The organism is Paraburkholderia fungorum, assembly GCF_046027605.1.
GTDB lineage: Bacteria > Pseudomonadota > Gammaproteobacteria > Burkholderiales > Burkholderiaceae > Paraburkholderia > Paraburkholderia fungorum_F.
On the sequence record NZ_JAQQEF010000047.1, the window covers coordinates 1 to 22,616 of the forward strand.

A 22,616-nucleotide genomic window follows, 5' to 3' on the forward strand; every position below is an offset into this window, starting at 1 on the left:
CAATATAAGCAGTACTTCGCATATCGATCTCACTCGCCCCTCGATCCTTACCGCGACAAAGCCCTGCCCAAATGCCTGCGAATGCCATCAACGGACGCCATGGTTTATGTATGCGGGCCTAATGGGCAGATGGAACGTGTGAGCACGGAGGCGTTCATGCACGGCTGGCGCCCAGAGCAGATTAAAAGCGAGGCGTTCATCGGGGAGGACGTCGGCCTGCAAAGCTTCACGATGAGAATATATATCGCGGCATTAGCTGTTATTCCCGCGGTAATTGCATCATTCAACCGGTCGGTCGCGACGCGCCTCCAGGCCGTCGCGACCGGCCTACCCACTCACTACTGATTACTGCCCCGGCAATCCCGTGACGTTACTGGTTGTCGTAGACGACAACGTCGGAACGATGTTCGCACCCGCGGCATTCTTGATGGTGCTGTTAGTGAACACCCAGTTCCCGGCATTAGCGATCGACCCGGGACCCACTGAGTTGCCCGCCGAATTGACGGCTGTGATATTCACGTTATTGAACGTGAAGTTCGTAAACCGGCCCTTCTCCGCTTCACCCGCAAGCGTATAGCCCGCCACACCGAAGACAGCAGACTCGACACGCTTCATCGTGATGTTCTCGAATTTGAAGTTCCGGAAGATCGGATATCCGGCGTCGGCTGTAGCCGGCATCACGAGAATTGGCGGCCAGTACGAAGGCTCCTGGCATGTCGTCCCAAACGTGGCCGGAACCGTACCGCCCGCCGGCCAGGCTTCGTTTCCTTGCATGAAGTAGTACGCATCGTCGACGGTAATGTCGTGGATGTAGACATTTTCCATCGTGCCGCCGCGCGTCGGTGCCGATTTGAATACGAATACGCTATAGACGGCCGGCCCCCCCGCCTTGTATCCGACGTTGCTGTTGATCTGCCCGGTGAGCGGCGTGACCTGGATGTTGGACACTTCGATATTGTTCGCGCCGCCGGACGTTTCGCTGCCAATGGTAAATGCCGTCGCGCCGGCCCGCACCACGGAATTGCGGATCACGACGTTCGCCGTTGGCTTGTTGACGCGAAGCCCGTCTCCATCACGTCCGGATTTGATGACGAAGCCATCATCGTTCGCGACGATATCCGCGTTTTCTACGAGAACATTCGTCGACGAGTCCAGATCGATGCCGTCGGTACTCGGCATGATCCCGGTCGCTGCGCTCGGGAAGTTGTAGACCTTGACGCCGTCCAGATGCACCTGATCCGAATAGCAGATATGAACAGTCCAGAACGGCGAATTCTGAACAGTCACGTCCTTGATGGTGACATTCGTCGAATTGAACGTTTCGATACCGCGTGGCCGCTGCTCGTCCCAGTTGAGCGCCCATGTCACGCCGAGCGTCTTATGAAACGACGTGCCATCGGCGTAGTAATGCGACCACCACGATTGCCCGTTGCCGTCGATTACGCCTTTGCCGGAGATGACCACGTTGTCGGCATTGCGAACATTGATGATCGCCGACGCCCAGTTCATCTCGATACCTTGCACGCGGGTCGGCACCTGCGGGTAGAGAGAAAGACCATCCGGAGAAAAGCCATTCGTTGCGCCGGACGCGATGGTCGTTTCGATGTTCCACCATGTCTGAGCCTGGATGGCCTTCAGCGTCACGCCTTCATCGACTTGCAAGGTCGTATTCGAGCCGACGAACAATGCGCCGGTCATGAACGTGCCCTGCGGAAGCACGACCGTCCCCTTCGCGGCACTCGCAGCATTGAGTGCTTTCTGAATAGCTGCCGTGTCGTCGGTTGTGCCGTCACCCTTGGCGCCGAAGTCTTTGACGTTGAATGACTGGCTGACGCCCGGATCGGAGGGCGCGACCGGCGGCGTAGCCGGTGTCCCTGGATCACTGCTCGACAATCCATCCCCACCGCACCCCGCCAGAACCGTGCATGCAAGCGCGATCGCCAACAATCTTGTCTTCATGTCCCCTCCTATGTTTCTAAGTAAAAACTCGAAATATTGTTGGGGACATTCTCTGTATTCATGCGATGTCAGACAATAGAGTTTACCCTTTGCTAACGGCTTATTACGTTGTAAGTTCGAGAGGAAGATGGAAATTTCGTTGGATTCGCAGGTTAAAACCCATATTATGGGCGAATGTACAACCGAACTTCAATGTTTATTGACTGAAGGAATGGGCTGAAATAACCAAGATTGTCGATCTGGTAATCTGATAAGTTGTACGACATCGCATAATATAAAGCGAACGGCACCAGCGTCGTTACCCGCTAAATCAGCATGAACTGGCGTCGCTCGGCAGTTGGCACGGGCGCACATCGCCGTTTGCCGAATTCTTCGTGATGGCGAGCACTGCGCAATCCAGCAACCCAATCCTCAACATTTATTCAGCGGCCCCGGCAACGCTTTACTGTTGCGTTTCGTCCTGACTCGATCGACGCTCTGGCGTAATACCGCGCGAATCTCTTTCCATAGCTCACGCAGGACGATCGTTTCCTTGCGACGCTTCGTCGTGTTCAAGGGCAAGTTCATTGGACAGAAGCCGCCATTGAAACTGAAGGAGATCTGGGCCATCCGGATTCGCCTGCAACTTTCGGCGCGGACCTATGATCTCGCGATTTTCAACCTGGCGATCGACAGCAAGTCGAGAGCATGCGATCTGACCAAGCTACGAGTGCGTGATATTTGCCACGGCCAACACGTTATGTCCCGGGCAACCGTCATGCACGGAACCCATACCATGCGTCGGACAAAGGCATTGCTCATCTACCGGCGCACAAAGAATCTGAGGGCGGTCCAGCTGTTACTTGGCCATTCCAAACTTGACTATCTCCCGCGCGGAACTATGTCCGGTGTTCACGGAGAACCCCCGTCCGGCGTGGACTTTCCGCATGGGCGCTAGACATTGGCATTCTCCCTTGCAGGCACTTTCGCCTGACAGGAGAAGACCATGGAAGATTCTTATGAGAGCGCTGCCGCGCTGGTCTGCACCATCAGAGGCGCAACTGCGGAGCACCTTGTTGCGTTCGTCGGTTCGCTGATCGGGCAGCAATACTCGGTCAGTTATGTATGCCAGTTGGCACAACACGCGCTTGCGTTTGGGCACTGGTGCGAGGATAGCCGCATTTCCTTCCATGCCTTGAAGGACGACGACATCGTGCGGTATCAGCGCCTTCGTTCGCGACGTCGATCGCGATGCTTCGAGACGCGACGCCGGGAACTGCACGCGTTGGAACTGTTGATGCGCTTCTTGCGTGATCGCGGTGTGTGTCATGTCGCTCAAACGCACGCTGTTGCCGCTGATGAGGTTGTCGAGGGATTTGCGCAATCCTTAAAGCGCGATCGGGGGTTGGCCGTTGTGACCGTCGAGTCCTATGCAAGGTTGACACACAAATTTCTGGTGTGGCGGTTCGGCCAAGGAGAAGTCTGCTTGCGTGACGTTCGCGTGACCGACGCCAGTGCTTTCGTTAAGAGCGAGGCAAAGCGCATGGCGCCGGCCGCCCTGAAGAACGTTTTTACGGCATTGAGGTCCTTCCTTCGTTACGCCCAGTTTCGCGGCGAGGTCACCGCGGGACTTGCTGCAAGCGTGCCAGCGGTAGCCAGTTGGGCAAGCACACCCCCCATCCCCAGAGCCATCTCGGCCGAGCACGCACAGCGCGCAATCGACAGTTGCGACCGCCGGAGCGCGGTGGGCCGACGCGATCGAGCCGTGCTGCTGCTTCTGGCAAGACTGGGACTTCGAGCCTGCGAGATCATCAGGCTGACGCTGGACGACGTCGACTGGGACCGCGCTCAATTGCGTGTGCGTGGCAAGGGTGGCCGGGAGAGTCTCCTGCCATTGACCGCCGACGTGGGTGAGGCGATTGCCGCCTATCTCGAGCGCGGGCGTCCCGCCAGTCCAGATCGGCACCTCTTCCTTCGATCCCTGGCACCGATACGCGGACTGATGGAAGGGTCGGACGGTATCGGCACGATCGTGCGCCACGCGCTCAATCGCGCCAAAGTCGACGCGCCGCACCGCGGCTCACACCAGTTCCGGCACGCCCTGGCTGTTCGCATGTTGCAGCTCGGTGCCTCGCTGCCCGAGATCGGACAGGTGCTTCGCCATCGTAGCCCGCAGTCCACGAGCCTTTATGCGAAGGTGGATGTCAGCGCCCTCCGGAAATTAGCCATGGCCTGGCCAGGAGGTGCACGATGAATACGCTTCGAGAGGCGCTCCAGGAGTACCTTGACCTGCGCCGCAGCCTGGGCTTCAAGATGCACGATGCCGGCTTGCTGTTGCCCCGGTTCGTCAGTTTCATGGAGACGCGGCATGCTGAGCATATCAGCACCGGCCTCGCTCTAGAGTGGGCGCAAAATCCGTCGGTTCAACCCGCAGAATGGGCCAGGCGCCTTTGCTTCGTGCGCGGCTTTGCCCGCCACCGCAGTGCCACCGACACCCGCACGGAAATTCCACCGGTCGGCATGCTGCCCCATCGGTCTACGCGAGCCAGGCCTCATTTATACACGGAGGCGGAAGTACGGCGCTTGCTGGATGCGGCATTGGAACTGCCGGTGGCCTGGCCGTCGACGCCGCTGCGGCCCTGGGTGTTTCATTGCCTCATTGGCTTGCTCAGCGTTACCGGCCTGCGTATCAGTGAAGCACTGAACCTCGAGCTTGGTGACGTGGACCTCGAAGACGCCGTCCTGACGATTCGCGGTGCCAAGCTCGGCCGATCGCGCCTAGTCCCAATTCATCCGACCACCTGTACCGTCCTGACTGACTATCTCAGGCGCCGCGAACAGTTCCTCGGTCGCCAGGTCTCGTCCTATGTGTTCGTCACGAGTCGCGGCACCCGGCTCGACATAGGTCGCGTTCATCGGACGTTCTACGCGCTGTCATGGCAAACGGGACTGCGTGCCGAAGGCGCAAGCAAGGGGCCACGGTTGCATGACTTCCGGCATCGCTTCGCCGTTGAAGTGCTGACACGTTGGTACCAGTCTGGAGAGGACGCCTGGCGCTTGTTGCCGGTGCTGTCGACCTACCTTGGGCACATCTATGTGGCGGGCACATACTGGTACCTGAGCGGGTCGCCCGAGTTGATGGCACAAGCGATGGATCGCCTGGAACGCCGTTGGGGAGAGTCATCATGACTAGGGAACCCAGCTTCGCCGCCTTGCTGGAGAGGTTCTTCATCCAGCGCCTGATGCACCAGCGCCAGGCCAGTGTGCACACGATCGCATCGTACCGCGACACATTCCGGTTACTGTTGGAATTTATACAGCGACGCCTGCATAAAGCGCCATCCACTCTGGCCCTGGAAGACATCGATGCGCCCCTGGTTACGGACTTCCTCAATGAACAGGAGCAGGTTCGTGGCGTCACGGCTCGAACGCGTAACCTGCGCTTGACGGCAGTGCACTCGTTCTTCCGCTATGCGGCCTTCGAGATGCCGTCACACTCGGCGCACATCCAGCGCGTGCTGGCCATCCCGGCCAAGCGGTTTAGCCACGCATTGGTCCCATTCCTGAGCCGACAGGAGGTCGATGCATTGCTGGCCGCGCCGGACCAGCACACTTGGTCAGGTCGCCGCGATCACGCTCTGTTGTTGCTGGCGGTGCAGACGGGACTACGCCTGTCTGAGCTGACCGGCCTTCGGCGCGAGGACCTGCACATTGGCGCTGGCGCGCATGTACGCGTGTTTGGCAAGGGGCGAAAGGAGCGTTGCACGCCGTTGAGCAAGAGCACCCGCGCCGTATTGGCCGCGTGGGTTCGGGAGCCTCCGCGGGCGGTAAATCAGCCACTGTTCCCAAATGCGCGCGGCGGCCGGCTGAGCGCACACGGCGTCCATTACCTGCTTCACAAGTATGTCTTGGCGGCCGCGAACAAATGCTCTTCGCTGAAGAACAAGCGCGTGAGCCCGCATGTGTTGCGACACACGACAGCGATGGATCTGCTGCAAGAAGGCGTAGAACCCTCAGTAATCGCACTCTGGCTCGGTCACGAATCGGTTGAAACCACACAGGTCTACCTGGACGCCAACCTTACGTTGAAGCAGGCGGTTCTGGACAGGACCACACCCCCTAAAGGCACGCCGGGACGATATCGACCAGATGACCGATTGCTGGCATTCTTGAAGGGCCTGTAGGCCACGCCTATGTCCCGCGCTGCGCACGACCGGCTGATGTCGTCCCGTTAGTCTCGTGCGCCACGGGACATAGTTCCGCGCGGGAGATAGTCCAGCCTATTGACTGCAGTCAATAGACTTGAAAGCACAGTGCGATATCTCGGCATTGAGGTCGGCGACGCGCTTGCGATGGCCGAACAGACTGAGGTCTGAACTGCAGACATGCCGGACGGCGGCCGGTCGCTGTCCGGTCACAAAGCGACACTCGCTGGCAACGAGGTTCGGGCATTCAGGCGTCGGTCGCGCCCAAAAAGCGGCCATTCAATTCGCGAGGGTGATTGCTTCTTCAGCTTTGCCGACTTGCAGGCATTCGCGTTTCTGACACAGCTACAGGGTGCTATCCGGCCACTTCACCTATCAATAGTCCGACTCTCAGTTTCCACGTGTCCGGATGCGTGCCTTCGATCCAACTCTCCCGCAGCCCGCCTGTCAACAATATTTCGGGCAGACCGCTGCGACCTATCGCGCATGGCACACGACGGGGGAGGCTCATTGTTAGCCGCATTTTCTTAACTGGAAGTTAAAGTTGCATTTACTTCCATGTTCGTTGTGCGTAAATGAATCGTGCAAACATACGAGCGCCTTTTCAAAGACGATCACATCATCGAATGGAGACAACAATGGCAAACGTGCGTCCTCAGGTGAAGTATTACTCCAGAAAAGCCCGCCCCCTTATCACCATGGCAGTGTTGCTTGTCGGCTCTCATGCAATGGCCGCTGGACCAGTTACTCCCTATACCGTCCTTTTCATGGGAAGCAGCGTTACATGGGGCTACACCGAAGTAGAAAGCTTTGGGGTCGGGACAGTGACTGATTTGAACGGCTGCACGCAGACCGAAGGTGGATGCAAAGCCATCGGTGGTGTGCCCGCAATGTTCAAAGCTTTGGCGAAAGAAGCAGGCCTGAACTACGACGTCTCAATGGAGATGATTCCTGGGTCATCCCTGACTCAACACTACGAAACAAAGCGAGACGTGATTGACCGACCGTGGGACAAGGTTGTCATGAACGGACAGACTACGCTCGACTTCGATGCACCAGGAAATCCGATGCGTATCACTAGCGACCTCGGGCTGCTCGGTGCAATGTGGCAGGCTAAAAACCCCGGCGTAAAGATTGCGTTTCTCTCTACATGGTCCCGGGCAGACCTTGTGTATAACACGCCTTCGAGTCTCTGGTACGGAACACCTATAGGGCAGATGGCTAAGCACGTCCAGGCGGGATACCAATTCGCCGTAGCTGCCAATCCGAAGGTGGATGCCGAAATCGTACCTGTCGGTCTAGCATGGAACCGAGCGATCCAGTACAGAATCGCGGACCCAAATCCGTATGACGGGATCACGCCGGGTCAGGTCGATCTCTGGCGCTCCGGGTTGCCACCAGAATCCAGCAACAACTATCATGCAAGCCGTTTCGGAAGTTACCTGGAGGCACTCATGATTTTCGGTAGCATTACGGGCCTTGATCCGAGACAGCTTGGACCGGACGAACAGGTCGCGCAAGCGCTCAATATTTCTCCACGGGAAGCAGGCGGTCTACAGGCTGTCGCGTCGGATCAATTAAGGGCCTCCCGAAAAGCCGACCAGTCGATGGATGAAGCTGGGGAAGCGAGCGGTGGATTGGACTTGAAGAGCGATCGCCATACCGCTTTCGCGCACTGAGTTCGGGCAGATAAACCCATATGTATCCAACTAGCTTCGGCCTTCAACGAAGCGCGCCCGGATATTTAATGATGGGCGGCCTATGTCCGCCCCTTTAATATCTGGTGTCCTGAGTTAAAAATTCATTGAATGATGCCAATCACGTACTAAAGTGTTCTGTGTAGCACTTGATACGCGGAGGCAACGATGAGTGGACGGCCCAAAGGGGAGCTCGTGCTAAGCGATCGGAACGCGAGCAACTGAAGGCGCTGACGATGAGGCGCAAGATAGCGCAGGCGTTGGCGTCGCGAGCGCGCATCGTGCTGGCCTGTGCCCAAGGGATGGACAACAAGACGGTTGCGGCGAAACTGCAGGTTACGCAGCAAACCGTTTCGAAATGGCGCGCGCGATTTGTCGCAGACCGTCTGGACGGACTGCTTGACGCGCCACGCCCCGGGGCACCCAGGACGATCGATGATGTGCGTGTCGACGCGGTTATCGCGAAGACACTCGAGTCCGTGCCGACGGGGGCAACCCACTGGAGCACACGCACGATGGCTCGGGAAATGAATCTGTCGCAGACGGCGGTCACGCGGATCTGGCGCGCCTTCGGACTGCAACCGCATCGACAGGAAACATTCAAGCTCTCCAGCTATCCGCTGTTCGTCGACAAGGTGCGTGATATCGTCGGACTGTACCTGGACCCTCCGCTCAAGGCGATGGTGTTGTGCGTGGACGAGAAGAGCCAGATCCAGGCACTGGACCGCACGCAACCGATGTTGCCGCTGGCACCCGGTATCCCCGAGCGACGTACCCACGACTACATGCGCCATGGCACGACTACGCTCTTTGCAGCACTGGACATCGCCACTGGCGAAGTGATCGGCGAGGTGCATCGGCGCCATCGCAGCAGCGAATTCCTGCGCTTCCTGCGCACCATCGAAGCGAGTGTGCCGCCCCACCTGGATGTGCATCTGGTGATGGATAACTACGGCACGCACAAGACACCCTCGATCAAGGCGTGGTTCGCTCGCCATCCCCGCTTCCAGGTTCACTTCACGCCCACCTCGGCGTCATGGCTCAATCAGGTCGAACGCTGGTTCGCCGCGCTCACTGAAAAGTACCTCCGACGCGGCACGCATCGTTCAACACGCCAGCTCGAAGATGCAATCCGGCATTATCTGGACGTCTATAACGCCAATCCCCGGCCGCTCATCTGGAGCAAGTCGGCCGATGAGATCCTGGCCAGCCTCGAGCGGTTTTGTATGCGCGTTCAGAAGGTCGCGGGATGAGTGCCATGAACATCAATACCGACGCAATCGACGAAGTCGCCCTGGCGCTTCTCCACCTGACCCTGCACGATCATTGCCGCGCGTGGAAAGGCTTCGACTGGGATGTGCTGAATCGCCTCTACGAAAAGGGCTTTATCTGCGACCCGGTCAACAAGACGAAGTCGGTGGTCTTTACCGAGGAAGGGTTACGTGAATCGGAGAGGCTTTTCAAACAGCATTTCGTCCTCCCGGAACGGGGGCGGATAATAATGCAACGAATTTATAACTCACGACACTAGTTCCCTTTTGTATAAACCGTATAAAGGAGTGGAGGCCTGGCAGGCTGCTGAGGCCTGCTGAAGTATATGGTCGAGAACGCGATCAAACTGTCGCCCACGGAGGGGCACGCGTCGTTGACGATCGACCGCGAATCGATCCAAGAGGACGAAGCGACGTCCCGCGATATCGACTCGCTCAACGATGAAATGAATGTCCGTTGGAACTTGGAAGCGGCCGTTGCGAAAGCCCAACCTGAACGGCAGTAGCGGGTCGAAAGTACGTATTCGCGGGAATTGGCGGCGGACGTTCCCGGCGGTCGGTCGAGATTACTGACGCAAAACTATCTGCGTCGAATTCCGTTACGAGGGATTTCACGCACCCGGCTGCGAGTAAGACTTCGATGTGCCCTCGATGCAATGGCTGGCCTACGCGTCTCACTGCGTTGTGTGCCGGGTCACCACATTCAAAGCCATGCGTGCGGCCGAGGTACGGGTTTCCACACCCAGTTTTTCGAAGACGTGTTCCAGATGCTTGTTGGCGGTGCGCGGGCTCATGCCGAGGATATCGGCGATATCGCGATTGGTCTTGCCCAGCGCGACCCAATACAGCACATCGGCTTCGCGAGGGGTTAGCCGGAACGCCTGCATCAACGCGGCGGGTCCAGGCGAACCGGCCTTGCACTGGATCAGCAGCAGTTCCTCGCCCTGCGCGCCGCGACGCAGCCGGCTGACGATCAGTTGTTCGCTCGCGGCCAGCAACTCGAACGGCTTGATCTCGGGAGCCTCGAGCGCGTCATGGAGCCAACTGCACAACGCGGCCGGCAGGCGCCCGTGGGCATCGAGCGAGCTGCGCAGCCACGACAGGGCAAGCGGTGTCATCCACAGTACTTCGCCGCCAGGGTCCACGGCGACCACAGCCTGACCGGCAGCATCCATCGCCGCGCGGGTCTGCACGACCAGGCGCGAATTGCGCAGGTGCGAAGCGATGCGCACCACTACTTCGGCCGGACGAATCGGCTTGGTGATGTAATCGACCCCGCCAGCCTGGAAACCTTGCAGAATATGCTCGGTCTCCGTCAGACCAGTCATGAACACTACCGGAATCGTACGGGTCTGGAGGTCTTCCTTGAGCTGTCGGCAGGTCTCAAAACCATCCAGGCCCGGCATCACCGCATCGAGCAGGATCAGATCCGGCGGTAAGCGGCGGGCGCTGTCCAATGCCCCTGCGCCGTCGGTTGCGACCAGCACCGTGTAGCCCGATTTGTCTAGCAGGCTATGCAGGATTGAGAGGTTTTCGGGGGCGTCGTCAACAATCAGGACAACATCGCGAAGCGGATCAGGACGTAGCATCGGGGTTCGCCTGCATGGTTCGGTCAAGGTATCGCAAATATTCAGGAAGGTCGAAGCGCTCGACGTGCGCGCGCAAGATCCCCGTGAAAACTCCATAGGACGGGTCCAACTGCTCGATCTCGCTGAGCTTGTCGAGGATGCCGCGCACGTACCCGAGGCTGCCAACCTCGTGCAGGCTGCGCAACAGTTCCGGGTCGGGTAATGCGACTTCGGTTGGCGCAATCGTGCTTGCCGCGTGGGGCAGCGGGTCCGCTCGCGCTATCTGCGCCGCAATAGCTGGCGTTGCCGGAACCCACTGCAGATTTAGACGCTCGCGGATCAATTCCAGCAATTCGACAACATTGACAGGCTTGACGAGGAAATCCTCGTTGCGAATGTCCGCTGCATTTTTCCGGCCCTTGTCGAATGCATTGGCCGAGACCACGATAATCGGCGCATTGCTCAACAGATTCGCGCGAAGCAAGCGCGCGGTTTCCCAGCCGTCCAGGTGCGGCATGCCGATATCGAGCAGGATCAAGTCGGGTGCGAACGAAGAGACGGCGCGCAGCGCCTCGATTCCGGAAGCGACTTCCTGAACCTCGAAGCCCAGCGGCTCAAGCAGCTTGACGTGCAACTCCCGGTCAACCCGCTCGTTATCGACCACCAGCACACGGCGTGTCGGACCGGCATAGCCGCCGATCGGCAGTTTGGGAACAGCTTGAACCGGCTTCGGGTCGCGCACTTCCGGCAAGAACAGCTGAACGCGAAATGTGCTACCGCGGCCGGCCTCGCTCGTTACCGTCAGGGTGCCTCCCATCACGTCCGTGAGCATCTTGGCGATGGTCAGGCCTAGCCCCGTACCGCTTTCCGAGCCACCGGGGACATTGGCGCCTCGCTCGAACGGCAGGAAGATGCGAGTCAGGTCATCCGCATCAATGCCCACGCCGGAATCGATGATTTCGAAGACGGCCATCTCCCGGCGGTATTGCAAGCGCAGCGTGACATCGCCGCGATCGGTGAACTTCACCGCGTTGCCCAGGATATTGATGAGGACCTGGCCCACGCACTTTTTATCGGCACGCACGGCGCAGGGCAAATTGGACGGCGCCTCGTAATGGAAGGTGATGCCCTTGGCACGCGCCTGCAAGCTCACCATATCTGTTAATTGCGCGACGAATTCTGGAAAGCGCACTTCCTCGAATTCGAGCGTCATCTTGCCGGTTTCGATTTTGGCGATATCGAGCAGACCGTCGATCAAAGAAACGAGATGCTCTCCGCTGCGGCGAATCACCGCCAGTGCGAGATGGCGATGCGGAGGAATGGACGTATCCTGTTCGAGCATCTGCGCATAGCCGAGAATGCTGTTGAGCGGCGTACGCAATTCGTGGCTGATGCCGGTGACATAGCGGCTCTTCGCTAAATTGGCTTTTTCGGCTGCCTGCTTTGCACGTTGCAACTGCTCATCGGTGCGCCGGTGGGCGTCGATTTCCTCGAGCAGCAAATGAGTCTGCCGATTCGATTCCTCTTGTGCAACGCGCCGGCTTTCGGCCGTCAGCACACTCCACCAGCAACCAATCCCGCCCGCGAGCGCCAGCACCGCAAACAGTTTCAGGAATGCCGCGCGCAGCAGCACGTCGACGGCCGGCGAGAGTTCGTTGACGAGGACCGACTCCTGCGTATAGATCAAGCTGAGAATGGCGGCCAGAATCATGGTCACCAGCACGAACAGCAGCAGGTACTGGCCAATGCGCGTATTGAAACGGGTTGACAGCGCCTTGGGCAAAAGCCAGCGTATCACCGCATTGGTTTGCTCGGATAGGCGTGCGCCCGGTTTGCACATGTCATGACAGCGCGCATCCAGCGTGCAGCAAAGAGAGCAGATCGGTCCTTCATAAGCCGGGCAGTGCGCCATGTCCTCGGTTTCATACTCCTTGTCGCAAATGCAGCAATGAATCGACTGATAGCCCTTGCCCAGCGGAACCCCGGCCAACACGGCCGGCTGACGCGCGATGTAGTATTTGCCGCCGGTCGCCCAAGCGATCACCGGCGCAGCAATCAGAGCGGTTGCAAGGGCAATGAGCGCCGAGAACGCATGGGCAGTCTCGCCCAGCACATGAGTAAACGCCAGCACCGATACCAACGAAGCGATCAGCGTCGCACCGACCCCTACCGGATTGATTGCGTACAAATGAGCGCGCCTGAATTCGATGCCCTCGGGGCTCAGGCCAAGCGGCTTGTTAATCACCAGATCCGCTACCACCGCGCCGACCCAACTGATCGCGATATTCGAATAAAGCCCGAGGACCTGTTCCAGTGCGCGAAAAACCCCAAGCTCCATCAGCATGAACGCGATCAGCACATTGAACACAAGCCACACCACGCGGCCCGGATGACTATGTGTCAGCCGCGCGAAGAAGTTGGACCACGCGAGAGATCCCGCATAGGCGTTGGTCACATTGATCTTGAGTTGCGACAGGATAATGAAGAAGGTAGTGACCAGTAGCGCAGTTTCAGGAGAACCGAACACATATTTGTACGCAACGAGGTACATTTGGGTCGGTTCGATTGCGCGGTCGGGCAGCACCTCATGCTGTATTGCGAGGAAGGCGAGGAAAGAGCCGCCTAGCAGCTTGGCCACACCAAGAATGATCCAGCCCGGGCCGGCACTCAGCATGCACAGCGTCCAGCGGCGCTTGTTGAGCGCGGTCCGCTCGGGCAGAAAGCGAAGGAAGTCAACCTGTTCTCCGACCTGCGCAATCATGGAAATGAGCACGGTGGTGGCGGCACCGAACATCAGCAGGTTGAAGTGGCCGTCGCTGCCGGCGTTGCCGAGAAAGCTCGGCAGTTCACGCAGCAGGCCCGGGTCTTTCCAGATCACTGTCGCATAGGGCAGCAGCAGCAACACGACCCAGAGCGGCTGGGTGAATGCCTGTAAGCGACTGATCAATGTAATGCCGTGCGTGACGAGCGGGATGACGATCACCGCGCAGATCAAATAGCTTAGCGAGACGGGGATCTTGAAGTACAACTGCAGCGCGAGCGCCATGATGGCGGCTTCCAGCGCGAAGAAAATGAAAGTAAAGGACGCATAAATCAGTGATGTGATTGTGGAGCCGATATAACCGAACCCGGCGCCCCGCGTCAGCAAATCCATATCGACGCCAAATTTTGCGGCGTAGTAGCTGATCGGAAAGCTTGCCAGAAAGATGATCACGCCGACAAACAGGATCGCCCAGAGCGCATTGGTGAAGCCGTAACTGACGGTAATCGATCCGCCGATTGCTTCCAGGGCGAGGAATGAAATCGCGCCGAACGCAGTATTGGCCACCCGGAACTCGGACCATTTGCGAAATGTGCGTGGTGTGAAACGCAGCGCATAGTCTTCGATGGTTTCGTCGGCAACCCAGGTGTTGTAGTCGCGCCGTACCTTGATGATGCGCTGGACGGGTATCGCGCGTGGCAGCGCTGATTCGGGGGAGTGGTCTACCAAGATTATTCGCGATCGGGCTGTGGACGGAACGAAGCGCCCAACAGATGCAAGCGGCATGCCACGTGCCCACGGTCCTTATGAGGCCAGCACGAGCGTGCAGAAGCCCGCGGCGCCAGATATGCGCTACGCAGGTGCGGGGCTGCGCACGGCGCGCCCCTAATGGGACATTGCCGCACCGGGACAGTGCGGTGGCGTTTTCTCACCGATAGGCCATCACCGCTGCTCATAGCTAACGGCGGCTTCTTCACGTGCCAACTTCCCCCTATGCGCGTCGAGCATAGCGCCGTCCCGCGAGCCGGCCGATACGTCATTTGACGTAGGACCGCGCAATCTCCACGCAGCGACGCGATTGCAGGTGCTGCAAACCCGTTCGTGCCAACGCATTGCGGCACTCGTGCGTGGGCGCCGCGCGTTGGTAAGTCAAATGACGTATATCGATGCGGAATTCGGATACCTATCCTGCACCCGCCGTTCAACGACAAACAAGCCAACGTGTCGGCGCCATGCAGGCTGGCGCGTGCACTTCGCGTCACGTCCAAATCGTCGGCCAGACCTGAAAACTACGCAGAAAGGGACTTTGAACATGACACAACGCTTCGACGACAACTGCGGCGACCACGCTGACGAGTCATCCGCCCACGCTGCCGAACCTGCCTCTCCGGCTCGCCGCAAAATTGCACTTGGCCTGGCTTCGCTGCCGTTTGCGATGATGGCCAGGCCGTCATTCGCCGCCGCTCCGCCGACTTCGCAAGTCAACACGACGGGCAGGGCGGTCACGGATACCACGGTGACGGTTGGTCAGTTGCACTCATCAACCGGCACGATGGCGATCAGCGAGACCGGGTCGATCCGTGCCGAACGCCTCGCGATCGATCAGATCAACGCGATGGGCGGGATCCTCGGGCGCCAGATCAAGGTGATCCAGGAAGACGGCGCCAGCGACTGGCCGACCTTTGCGGAAAAGGCGACCAAGCTGCTCGAAAGCGACAAGGTCGCCACGGTGTTCGGCTGCTGGACATCCGCATCGCGCAAAGCCGTGTTGCCGGTGTTCGAAAGAGACAATGGCCTGCTCTACTACCCGACCTTCTATGAAGGCCTGGAACAGTCGAAGAACGTCTTCTATACCGGCCAGGAAGCAACCCAGCAGGTACTGGCCAGCCTGAGCTGGTTCGCCAAGGAGAAGAAGGCGAAGACCTTCTATCTGGTCGGCTCCGACTACATCTGGCCGCGCACCTCCAACAAGATCGCCCGCAAGCACATAGAAAACGTGCTCCACGGCGAGGTGGTCGGCGAAGACTACTACCCGCTTGGCAACACCGAGTTCGGTTCACTCATCAACAAGATGAAGTTCAAGAAGCCGGATGTGATTTTCGCGGACGTGGTGGGCGGCAGCAACGTTGCGTTCTACAAACAACTGAAGGCCGCCGGCGTGACAGGCGACAAGCAGCTGTTGCTGACGATCTCGGTAACCGAGGATGAGTTGTTGGGGATTGGCGGCGAAAATTTCCAGGGCTTCTACTCGTGCATGAAGTATTTCCAAAGCCTGGACAACCCCGCCAACAAGAAATTCGTTGCGGCATTCAAGGCCAAATATGGCAATGGCGCTGTGATCGGCGACGTGACCCAAGCCGCCTATCTCGGCCCGTGGTTGTGGAAGATGGCCTGCGAGAAAGCCGGCAGCTTTGACGTCGATAAGGTGGTGGCGGCTTCGCCGGGCCTGGAATTCAAGGACGCACCGGAAGGCTACGTCAAGGTTCACCAGAATCACCACCTCTGGAGCAACACGTTGATCGGTCAGGGTCAGCGCGATGGTCAATTCAAGGTTGTCTACAAATCGGACCTGATTGAGCCGAATCCGTTTCCGAAGGGCTATCAGTAAAAACCGTGAGTGTCGCACGGGCGGCCGCTATCGCGGCCGCCTGTGGGAAATCGCAAGTAGCTACCGCATTTTTCGATGTTCAAAGCAGCCTGCTCGAATGCAGGCCGCGCAGGGGATTAACCATGGCTTGGTTCTCGCAGTTCGGCGCGATCGTCGCTATGCAGGGCTTCAACGGCCTCTCGGTATTCAGCGTCTTGCTGCTGATGGCGCTGGGTCTGGCCATCATTTTTGGCCAGATGGGCGTGATCAATATGGCGCACGGCGAGTTTCTGACGATCGGCGCCTACACCACTTACGTGTTGTCGGTGTTGACCCACAAATATGCACCGGCGCTGCAACCTGTCTATTTCTTTGTAGCTATTTTCGTGGCGTTTGCGGTTGCTTTTGCATTCGGCTACCTGGTGGAATGGCTGCTGATTCGCCATCTCTATCGGCGTCCGCTTGATACGCTGCTGGCAACGTGGGGCCTTTCGCTTGCGATGCAGCAAACCTTCCGCTCCGTGTTCGGCTCCGAAGAAGTCAGTCCGGATCTTCCGCAGTGGCTGATGGGTTCGCTTTCGCCCTATCAGGGCCTCGATATTCCGATCAACGGTCTGATGGTGATGGTCGTCACTGTTGTGCTCACGGCGGTCCTGCTGCTGTTTTTGTACAAATCGCAGTGGGGCGTGAAAGTGCGGGCCACGACCCAGAATCGGGTCATGGCGGGCGCGGTCGGGATCAACACCGGCAAAGTCGACCGTCTGACCTTTGCGCTTGGATGCGGGATTGCCGGCATAGCGGGCGCCGCGTTTACGACCATCGGCTCGACCGGCCCGACCAGCGGCTCGCTGTATATCGTCGACACCTTCCTGACCGTGGTATTTGGCGGCGCGCAAAGCCTGTTCGGCACGATTGCATCCGCGTTCTCGATCGCTCAGACCCAGTCGACAACGGAGTTCTTTCTGTCCGGCTCGATGGCGAAAGTGCTGACCCTGTCAGCTGTGATCGTCATTCTGATGCTACGTCCGCAAGGCCTTTTCGCAACCAAAGTGCGGCGCTAAATGTTTGACCGCAGGAGAACGCAATGAATTCGGGATCTCTAAAGTGGCTGGGCGGACGCTCCGGTGTGATGGGGTTCATCTGGTTGGGCCTTCTGATACTGGTGCTGTTGCCGCTGACGCTGGACATCTTCCGGCTGAACCTGGTGGGCAAATACCTGACCTACGGGTTCGTGGCGATCGGACTCACGCTGTGCTGGGGCTACGGCGGCATCCTTAGCTTGGGGCAGGGCGTGTTTTTCGGTCTCGGCGGCTATTGCATGGCGATGTTTCTCAAGCTGGAAGCCTCGGACCCGATCAGTACGAAGATCCAGTCGACACCGGGTATTCCAGACTTCATGGACTGGAACCAGATCACTCATCTGCCGCTGATGTGGGAGCCCTTCAGGCACATGTGGTTCGCAGTGGCAGCGGTGCTCGTGGTGCCGGCCCTGCTCGCCTTCGTCATCGGCGTTGCGATGTTCAAGCGACGGGTCGGCGACGTGTATTTCGCCATTGTGACCCAGGCGATTGCCGCCATTCTGTCGATCCTGATCATCGGGCAGCAGGGCCTGACCGGCGGCGTAAATGGCATTACCGATTTACGCACGCTGCTCGGCTGGGATATCCGGACCACTCAGGCGCACTACATCCTTTACTTCGTCAATGCTGGCCTGCTGTTCCTGTGTATCGCGTTTGGCAAGTTCCTGCTTTCGAGCAAACTCGGCAAGCTGCTTGTGGCGATGCGCGACAAGGAGGAACGCGTACGGTTCTCTGGCTATGACGTGGCCGCCCTGAAGATATTTGTCTTCTGTGTCGCGGCCGTGTTCTCGGCCATTGGCGGCGCGATGTTCACGTTGCAGGTGGGCTTCATGTCGCCATCCTTCGTGGGCATTGTGCCGTCGATCGAAATGGTGATCTTCTGTGCAGTGGGCGGACGTACATCCCTGTTCGGGGCCGTTTACGGCGCCTTGCTGGTGAACTTCGGTGAGTCGTATTTTTCGGAATCGTTCCCGCAGCTCTGGCTGTTCCTGATGGGCGCGCTCTTCATCGGCGTGGTGATGTTCTTCCCCAATGGACTGGCGGGTCTTTATGAAAGTCACGGCAAGAAGCTGCTGGCGCGCTTACCCGTTGCCGGCTATCGGCGACGTCGCGGGCTGGTCGCGACCTCGGCTTCCGAACCTAAGGCCTGACGCCCATTTACCGCAAATACAGGGAACATCATGGCTCAAGAAGATTTTGTTTTATCGGTCGAAGACCTGACGGTTTCATTCGATGGCTTCAAGGCTGTGGACGGCCTGAACCTCTATGTGGACCGCAATGAAGTGCGTGTCGTGATCGGTCCGAACGGCGCGGGCAAGACCACCGTGCTCGACCTGATCAGCGGCAAGACGCGCGCCACCGGCGGCAGCATCAAATTCAAAGGTCTGGAGTTGACGAAAATGAGCGAGCACATGATCGTGCGCGCCGGGATAGGCCGCAAGTTCCAGACTCCTTCGATCTACGAAAATCTCACCACCTACGAAAACCTCGAAGTGTCCTTTCCTCGAGGACGCAGCGTGTTCGGTGCCATCGCTTTCCGGCGTACGGCCGACGTCGACGAACGCGTGCGCCAGATTGCGGAGGAGGTATTCCTCACCGAGATGCTGGATCACCCCGCCGAGTTGCTTAGCCACGGCCAGAAGCAGTGGCTCGAAATTGGCATGTTGCTTATGCAGGATCCCGAACTGATGCTGCTCGATGAACCAGTCGCAGGCATGAGCGTGTCCGAACGTGAGAAGACCGCCGAACTGCTGGCGCGAGTGGCAAAAAATCGTTCGGTGGTGGTGATCGAGCACGACATGGAGTTCGTCAGGAACATCGCGCACCGTGTCACTGTGCTGCATCAGGGAAAGGTGCTGGCCGAAGGCAGCATGGAAGCGGTGCAGTCCAACCCGAAAGTCATCGAAGTGTATCTCGGGCATTGAAGCTCGATCCTGTCGCGCCAGAACGGCAACTTGCATATCAAAAGGAACAGCTTATGTTCAACGTTAGCGGACTGGTCTCGGGCTACGGTCAGAGCGAAGTGATCCATCAGCTCGACTTGAGCGCCGCCACTGGCGAAATCGTCGCGGTGATGGGGCGCAACGGCATGGGTAAGACCACCTTTTTCAAATCGTTGATGGGCATCCTGCCGTGCCGTGCGGGCAAGGTGGAAATAGCCGGCGTGGACGTCGCAAAGCTGCAGCCATTCGAGCGAGTCGCCCATGGGATCGCCTATGTGCCGCAAGGCAGAATGATTTTTTCGACCCTCACCGTGCTTGAAAACATCAAGGCGGGTCTGCCGAACTCGGCGCGCGGCAAGGTGCCAGCGGAGGTATTCGATCTGTTTCCGGTTCTCTACGACATGCGCGATCGCCGCGGCGGCAATTTGTCGGGCGGGCAGCAGCAACAACTCGCCATTGCGCGCGCGCTTGTTACCAATCCGAAAGTCCTGTTGCTCGATGAGCCTACTGAAGGAATCCAGCCTTCCATCATCAAGGATATTGCACGCTCTCTCAAGGAGATCCGCACTCTCAAGCAACTCACCATCGTCGTTTCCGAGCAGGTACTCAGTTTCACGATGGACATTGCGGACCGTTTGCTGGTGATCGAGAAGGGTCGCTTCGTCCATGAGAACCGGCGCGATGAAGTCGATATCGCGAAGATCAGCAGTTACCTGTCAGTTTGATATTCGAAATCGTGCGCTGTCGGGACTGCAAGCCGCAGTGCAATTGCAATGTGATACCACGGAGATAATAGATGCAACATTTCACCATCAAACCAGGCGTACCGCTTGCCGAGCAAGCCGAACTCGGCCATAACCGCTGGCATCCGGATATTCCGTTTTTGTCGACGGTTAAGCCCGGTGAAGAAATTATCATCGAGTCGCTCGATTTTCTCGATGCGCAAATCAAAGACGATGACGGCACCGACGACGTCCGCGACATCGACCTGACCCGTGCGCACCCGCTGACCGGTCCATTCCATATCGAAGGGGCGGAGCCTGGCGACTTGCTGGTCGTCGATCTGCTCGATATCAAACCGATCACGCCAGTAGGGTTCTCCGGCGTATTCGCAAAGAGCAACGGCGGCGGTTTTCTTGGCGACTATTTCCCGGATCCGGCCAAGGCGATCTGGGACCTCAAGGGTTTGTACGCGACCTCGCGGCATATTCCGGGCGTACGCATCGCCGGCTTGACGCACCCTGGCCTGATGGGTTGTCTGCCGTCAGCGGAATTGCTGGCCGAATGGAATCGCCGCGAGGCGCCGCTGGCGGCGCAAGGTCTTGCCAAACCGCCCGAACCGTCTACCGCCGTGCTGCGCGGCGTAAGCGGAGCCGCGTTCGACCGGATGGCGAAAGAGGCAGCGCGCACGGTCCCGCCGCGTGAGCATGGCGGTAACACCGACATCAAGGACCTTTCCAGCGGGTCCAGGATCTTCTTCCCGGTGTACGTCAAAGGCGCGGGATTCTCGATGGGCGATCTGCATTTTTCCCAGGGCGACGGCGAGATCAGCTTTTGCGGCGCGATTGAAATGGACGGCGCGACCCGCGTCGGCTTCGACCTGATCAAAGGCGGCATGGCCAAGTACAACCTGAGCGCGCCGGTCTTCATGCCAAGTCCGGTCAGGCCGCATTACGACCAATGGCTGACATTTGAAGGCATCAGCGTCGAGAACGGCAAGAACTACTACATGGATGCGACGGTTGCTTACCGTCAGGCCTGCCTGAAGGCAATCGACTATCTGACGCATCACGGATTTACCGGACCGCAGGCCTACATGCTGCTCACCGCAGCGCCGATCGAAGGGCGCATCGGCGGCATTGTCGATATTCCGAATTGTTCGGCCACCGTGTCGTTGCCGCTCGCCATCTTCGAGAAGGACATCACCCCGACCGGGATGCTCAACGATCGCGCCTTCTGGGGCCACAGGAACTGACGAGGAGATCGACAGACCGGCGGCGGAGATAGTTATTCCGCCGAGAGAGCCGGCGCGTTGCGCGCCGGCCTGTTTGACGATCGAATCAGGATACATGCCATGCCTCTTTACGATATGCGTTGTCCCTCATGTGAGGGCATCTTCGAAAAACTGCTCGCCATATCCAGGCGCGATGACCCCGTCGAGTGTCCCTATTGCGAGCAAAGCGTCGAGCCGGAAACGATGATTACCTCACGCAACGTGCAGGTCAGCGTCACCGAACAGTGGAGGCCGCGCAGCCAGGCCGAACAGTTGACCGGAGCGGGGGTGACAGGGCCCGGGACGCGCGCCAGCGCGGGACGCTCGAGCGTCCTGCATGTCTGCAAAGGCGGCAATTGCAGCCTTTGCGGCTAACGACGTAACGGCACGTTCAGTGCGAGGGCCGCCCGCAGTTCATCCGCCGTGGCCCTTGTGTTTCCAGGGTGCCGGCCATGGCCGGCACGTGATCGATTGGTCCATGAACAGAAGTGATGGGCGGACTCGCCCGGGAGATGAGGTATGCGACACGGCGATATATCGAGCAGCAACGATTGTTTGGGCGTAGCAGTGGTCAACTACAAGATGCCCAGCCTGCACACGAAGGCAGAGGTTCTTGCCAATGCGCGCAAGATCGGCGAGATGCTAGTCGGCATGAAGCGCGGTCTGCCAGGCATGGATCTCGTGGTATTTCCTGAATATTCGACTCACGGCATCATGTACGACGCCAAGGAAATGTACGAAACGGCGTCGACCATTCCCGGCGAAGAAACCGAGATCTTCGCCGCTGCCTGTCGCAAAGCCAACGTATGGGGCATTTTTTCGCTTACCGGCGAGCGTCACGAAGAACACCCGAACAAGGCACCCTACAACACGCTGATCCTGATGAACAACCACGGCGAGATCGTGCAGAAATATCGCAAGATCATGCCGTGGGTGCCCATCGAAGGCTGGTATCCGGGCGATTGCACGTATGTTTCGGATGGTCCCAAGGGCATGAAGATCAGCTTGATCATCTGCGACGACGGCAATTTCCCGGAGATCTGGCGTGACTGCGCGATGCAGGGCGCGGAACTGATTGTGCGCTGTCAGGGCTATATGTACCCAGCCAAAGAGCAGCAGGTGATGGTGGCCAAGACCATGGCGTGGATGAACAACGTGTATGTGGCGGTGGCCAACGCTACCGGCTTCGATGGTGTCTATTCCTATTTCGGTCATTCGGCAATTGTCGGCTTCGACGGCCGAACGCTTGGCGAGTGCGGCGAGGAGGAGATGGGCATTCAATACGCGGAACTGTCGGTCAGTCTGATTCGCGATGCGCGCAAGAACATGCAGTCGCAAAACCACTTGTTCAAGCTGCTGCACCGCGGCTATACGGGAACCATCAATTCTGGCGACGACGTCAAAGGCGTCGCAGCCTGCCCGTATAACTTCTATTCCCGATGGATCAACGATCCGGAAGGAACCCGCAAAACGGTCGAATCGTTTACGCGCAGCACGGTGGGCACACCGGAGTGTCCGATCGAGGGCATTCCCAATCAGGAACCCAGCGACCGCTGAAGGCCGGGCACATGGCG

19 protein-coding genes and 3 pseudogenes are annotated in these 22,616 nt (G+C 58.6%); 18 read left to right on the top strand and 4 right to left on the bottom strand.

Translation table 11 applies throughout. From position 1 onward, the window contains the following. A pseudogene (locus PQR53_RS37385) lies at nt 1–345 on the top strand (hypothetical protein); the annotation flags it as partial. On the opposite strand, the gene PQR53_RS37390 reads toward PQR53_RS37385, so the two are convergent. After that, nucleotides 346–1,959: a glycoside hydrolase family 28 protein gene (locus tag PQR53_RS37390; protein WP_408465402.1), complete on the bottom strand. Its 1,614-nt coding sequence runs from the start codon at nt 1,957–1,959 to the stop codon at nt 346–348. A 411-nt stretch (nt 1,960–2,370) separates the two neighbouring features. Continuing rightward, nucleotides 2,371–2,568: a hypothetical protein gene (locus PQR53_RS37395; protein WP_408465449.1), complete on the bottom strand. Its 198-nt coding sequence runs from the start codon at nt 2,566–2,568 to the stop codon at nt 2,371–2,373. On the opposite strand from PQR53_RS37395, the gene PQR53_RS37400 reads away from it, so the two are divergent. The 9 genes and pseudogenes from PQR53_RS37400 to PQR53_RS37440 all read left to right on the top strand — a co-directional run bounded on the left by PQR53_RS37400 (nt 2,483) and on the right by PQR53_RS37440 (nt 9,617). After that, nucleotides 2,483–2,896: a site-specific integrase gene (locus PQR53_RS37400; protein ID WP_408465443.1), complete on the top strand. Its 414-nt coding sequence runs from the start codon at nt 2,483–2,485 to the stop codon at nt 2,894–2,896. The two genes, PQR53_RS37395 and PQR53_RS37400, sit on opposite strands and share 86 nt — an antisense overlap. Before the next feature lie 48 nt (nt 2,897–2,944). After that, complete coding sequence (locus PQR53_RS37405) at nt 2,945–4,192, top strand: site-specific integrase (protein ID WP_408465404.1); 1,248 nt, start codon at nt 2,945–2,947, stop codon at nt 4,190–4,192. Further along, complete coding sequence (locus PQR53_RS37410; protein ID WP_408465406.1) at nt 4,189–5,127, top strand: tyrosine-type recombinase/integrase; 939 nt, start codon at nt 4,189–4,191, stop codon at nt 5,125–5,127. The genes PQR53_RS37405 and PQR53_RS37410 overlap by 4 nt, the downstream gene beginning before the upstream one ends. Then, nucleotides 5,124–6,122 (top strand): site-specific integrase, encoded by a 999-nt coding sequence (locus PQR53_RS37415; protein WP_408465408.1) that lies wholly within the window; start codon nt 5,124–5,126, stop codon nt 6,120–6,122. Before PQR53_RS37410 ends, PQR53_RS37415 begins: the two co-directional genes overlap by 4 nt. A gap of 114 nt (nt 6,123–6,236) precedes the next feature. Then, nucleotides 6,237–6,314 (top strand): annotated as a pseudogene (locus PQR53_RS37420) (integrase); the annotation flags it as partial. Between the two features lie 467 nt (nt 6,315–6,781). After that, a complete protein-coding gene (locus PQR53_RS37425) occupies nt 6,782–7,822 on the top strand; it encodes a PEP-CTERM sorting domain-containing protein (RefSeq protein ID WP_408465410.1) in 1,041 nt (346 codons plus the stop codon). Between the two features lie 186 nt (nt 7,823–8,008). Then, a pseudogene (locus tag PQR53_RS37430) lies at nt 8,009–9,093 on the top strand (IS630 family transposase). Between the two features lie 5 nt (nt 9,094–9,098). Next, nucleotides 9,099–9,371, top strand: coding sequence for a DUF6429 family protein (locus tag PQR53_RS37435; protein WP_408465412.1), 273 nt, complete (start codon nt 9,099–9,101; stop codon nt 9,369–9,371). Nucleotides 9,372–9,437: 66 nt separating this feature from the next. Further along, entirely contained in the window at nt 9,438–9,617 is a 180-nt protein-coding gene (locus PQR53_RS37440) for a hypothetical protein (RefSeq protein WP_408465414.1), read from the top strand. 168 nt (nt 9,618–9,785) lie between these two features. Here PQR53_RS37440 and PQR53_RS37445 read toward each other — a convergent pair whose 3' ends face one another. Continuing rightward, nucleotides 9,786–10,700 (bottom strand): response regulator, encoded by a 915-nt coding sequence (locus PQR53_RS37445; RefSeq protein ID WP_408465416.1) that lies wholly within the window; start codon nt 10,698–10,700, stop codon nt 9,786–9,788. Continuing rightward, nucleotides 10,687–14,169, bottom strand: coding sequence for an ATP-binding protein (locus tag PQR53_RS37450; protein WP_408465418.1), 3,483 nt, complete (start codon nt 14,167–14,169; stop codon nt 10,687–10,689). The genes PQR53_RS37445 and PQR53_RS37450 overlap by 14 nt, the downstream gene beginning before the upstream one ends. A 706-nt stretch (nt 14,170–14,875) precedes the next feature. Between PQR53_RS37450 and urtA the strand changes: the two genes are divergently transcribed. The 8 genes from urtA to PQR53_RS37490 all read left to right on the top strand — a co-directional run bounded on the left by urtA (nt 14,876) and on the right by PQR53_RS37490 (nt 22,599). After that, nucleotides 14,876–16,048, top strand: coding sequence for an urea ABC transporter substrate-binding protein (gene urtA / locus PQR53_RS37455; protein WP_408465445.1), 1,173 nt, complete (start codon nt 14,876–14,878; stop codon nt 16,046–16,048). A gap of 122 nt (nt 16,049–16,170) precedes the next feature. Next, on the top strand, nt 16,171–17,088 hold the full coding sequence (gene urtB / locus PQR53_RS37460) for an urea ABC transporter permease subunit UrtB (protein WP_408465420.1): 918 nt from the start codon (nt 16,171–16,173) through the stop codon (nt 17,086–17,088). Between the two features lie 23 nt (nt 17,089–17,111). After that, a complete protein-coding gene (gene urtC / locus PQR53_RS37465) occupies nt 17,112–18,257 on the top strand; it encodes an urea ABC transporter permease subunit UrtC (RefSeq protein WP_408465422.1) in 1,146 nt (381 codons plus the stop codon). A gap of 30 nt (nt 18,258–18,287) precedes the next feature. Beyond that, entirely contained in the window at nt 18,288–19,031 is a 744-nt protein-coding gene (gene urtD / locus PQR53_RS37470; RefSeq protein ID WP_408465424.1) for an urea ABC transporter ATP-binding protein UrtD, read from the top strand. 53 nt (nt 19,032–19,084) lie between these two features. Beyond that, a complete protein-coding gene (gene urtE / locus PQR53_RS37475; protein ID WP_408465425.1) occupies nt 19,085–19,774 on the top strand; it encodes an urea ABC transporter ATP-binding subunit UrtE in 690 nt (229 codons plus the stop codon). A 71-nt stretch (nt 19,775–19,845) separates the two neighbouring features. Continuing rightward, nucleotides 19,846–21,024, top strand: coding sequence for a formamidase (gene fmdA / locus PQR53_RS37480; protein WP_408465427.1), 1,179 nt, complete (start codon nt 19,846–19,848; stop codon nt 21,022–21,024). A 99-nt stretch (nt 21,025–21,123) separates the two neighbouring features. Next, the gene (locus tag PQR53_RS37485) at nt 21,124–21,417 is read left to right on the top strand and encodes an FmdB family zinc ribbon protein (protein ID WP_408465429.1); all 294 of its coding nucleotides are present in this window, start codon (nt 21,124–21,126) and stop codon (nt 21,415–21,417) included. A gap of 144 nt (nt 21,418–21,561) precedes the next feature. Continuing rightward, nucleotides 21,562–22,599 (top strand): aliphatic amidase, encoded by a 1,038-nt coding sequence (locus PQR53_RS37490; RefSeq protein ID WP_408465431.1) that lies wholly within the window; start codon nt 21,562–21,564, stop codon nt 22,597–22,599. Nucleotides 22,600–22,616 lie beyond the last annotated feature (17 nt).

Bases quoted from the DNA above. Each gene is read 5' to 3' on its own strand.
- PQR53_RS37390 (WP_408465402.1), bottom strand. From the start codon at position 1,959: ATGAAGACAAGATTGTTGGCGATCGCGCTTGCATGCACGGTTCTGGCG.
- PQR53_RS37395 (WP_408465449.1), bottom strand. From the start codon at position 2,568: ATGGCCCAGATCTCCTTCAGTTTCAATGGCGGCTTCTGTCCAATGAAC.
- PQR53_RS37405 (WP_408465404.1), top strand. From the start codon at position 2,945: ATGGAAGATTCTTATGAGAGCGCTGCCGCGCTGGTCTGCACCATCAGA.
- PQR53_RS37410 (WP_408465406.1), top strand. From the start codon at position 4,189: ATGAATACGCTTCGAGAGGCGCTCCAGGAGTACCTTGACCTGCGCCGC.
- PQR53_RS37415 (WP_408465408.1), top strand. From the start codon at position 5,124: ATGACTAGGGAACCCAGCTTCGCCGCCTTGCTGGAGAGGTTCTTCATC.
- PQR53_RS37425 (WP_408465410.1), top strand. From the start codon at position 6,782: ATGGCAAACGTGCGTCCTCAGGTGAAGTATTACTCCAGAAAAGCCCGC.
- PQR53_RS37435 (WP_408465412.1), top strand. From the start codon at position 9,099: ATGAACATCAATACCGACGCAATCGACGAAGTCGCCCTGGCGCTTCTC.
- PQR53_RS37440 (WP_408465414.1), top strand. From the start codon at position 9,438: ATGGTCGAGAACGCGATCAAACTGTCGCCCACGGAGGGGCACGCGTCG.
- PQR53_RS37445 (WP_408465416.1), bottom strand. From the start codon at position 10,700: ATGCTACGTCCTGATCCGCTTCGCGATGTTGTCCTGATTGTTGACGAC.
- urtA (WP_408465445.1), top strand. From the start codon at position 14,876: ATGATGGCCAGGCCGTCATTCGCCGCCGCTCCGCCGACTTCGCAAGTC.
- urtB (WP_408465420.1), top strand. From the start codon at position 16,171: ATGGCTTGGTTCTCGCAGTTCGGCGCGATCGTCGCTATGCAGGGCTTC.
- urtC (WP_408465422.1), top strand. From the start codon at position 17,112: ATGAATTCGGGATCTCTAAAGTGGCTGGGCGGACGCTCCGGTGTGATG.
- urtD (WP_408465424.1), top strand. From the start codon at position 18,288: ATGGCTCAAGAAGATTTTGTTTTATCGGTCGAAGACCTGACGGTTTCA.
- urtE (WP_408465425.1), top strand. From the start codon at position 19,085: ATGTTCAACGTTAGCGGACTGGTCTCGGGCTACGGTCAGAGCGAAGTG.
- fmdA (WP_408465427.1), top strand. From the start codon at position 19,846: ATGCAACATTTCACCATCAAACCAGGCGTACCGCTTGCCGAGCAAGCC.
- PQR53_RS37485 (WP_408465429.1), top strand. From the start codon at position 21,124: ATGCCTCTTTACGATATGCGTTGTCCCTCATGTGAGGGCATCTTCGAA.
- PQR53_RS37490 (WP_408465431.1), top strand. From the start codon at position 21,562: ATGCGACACGGCGATATATCGAGCAGCAACGATTGTTTGGGCGTAGCA.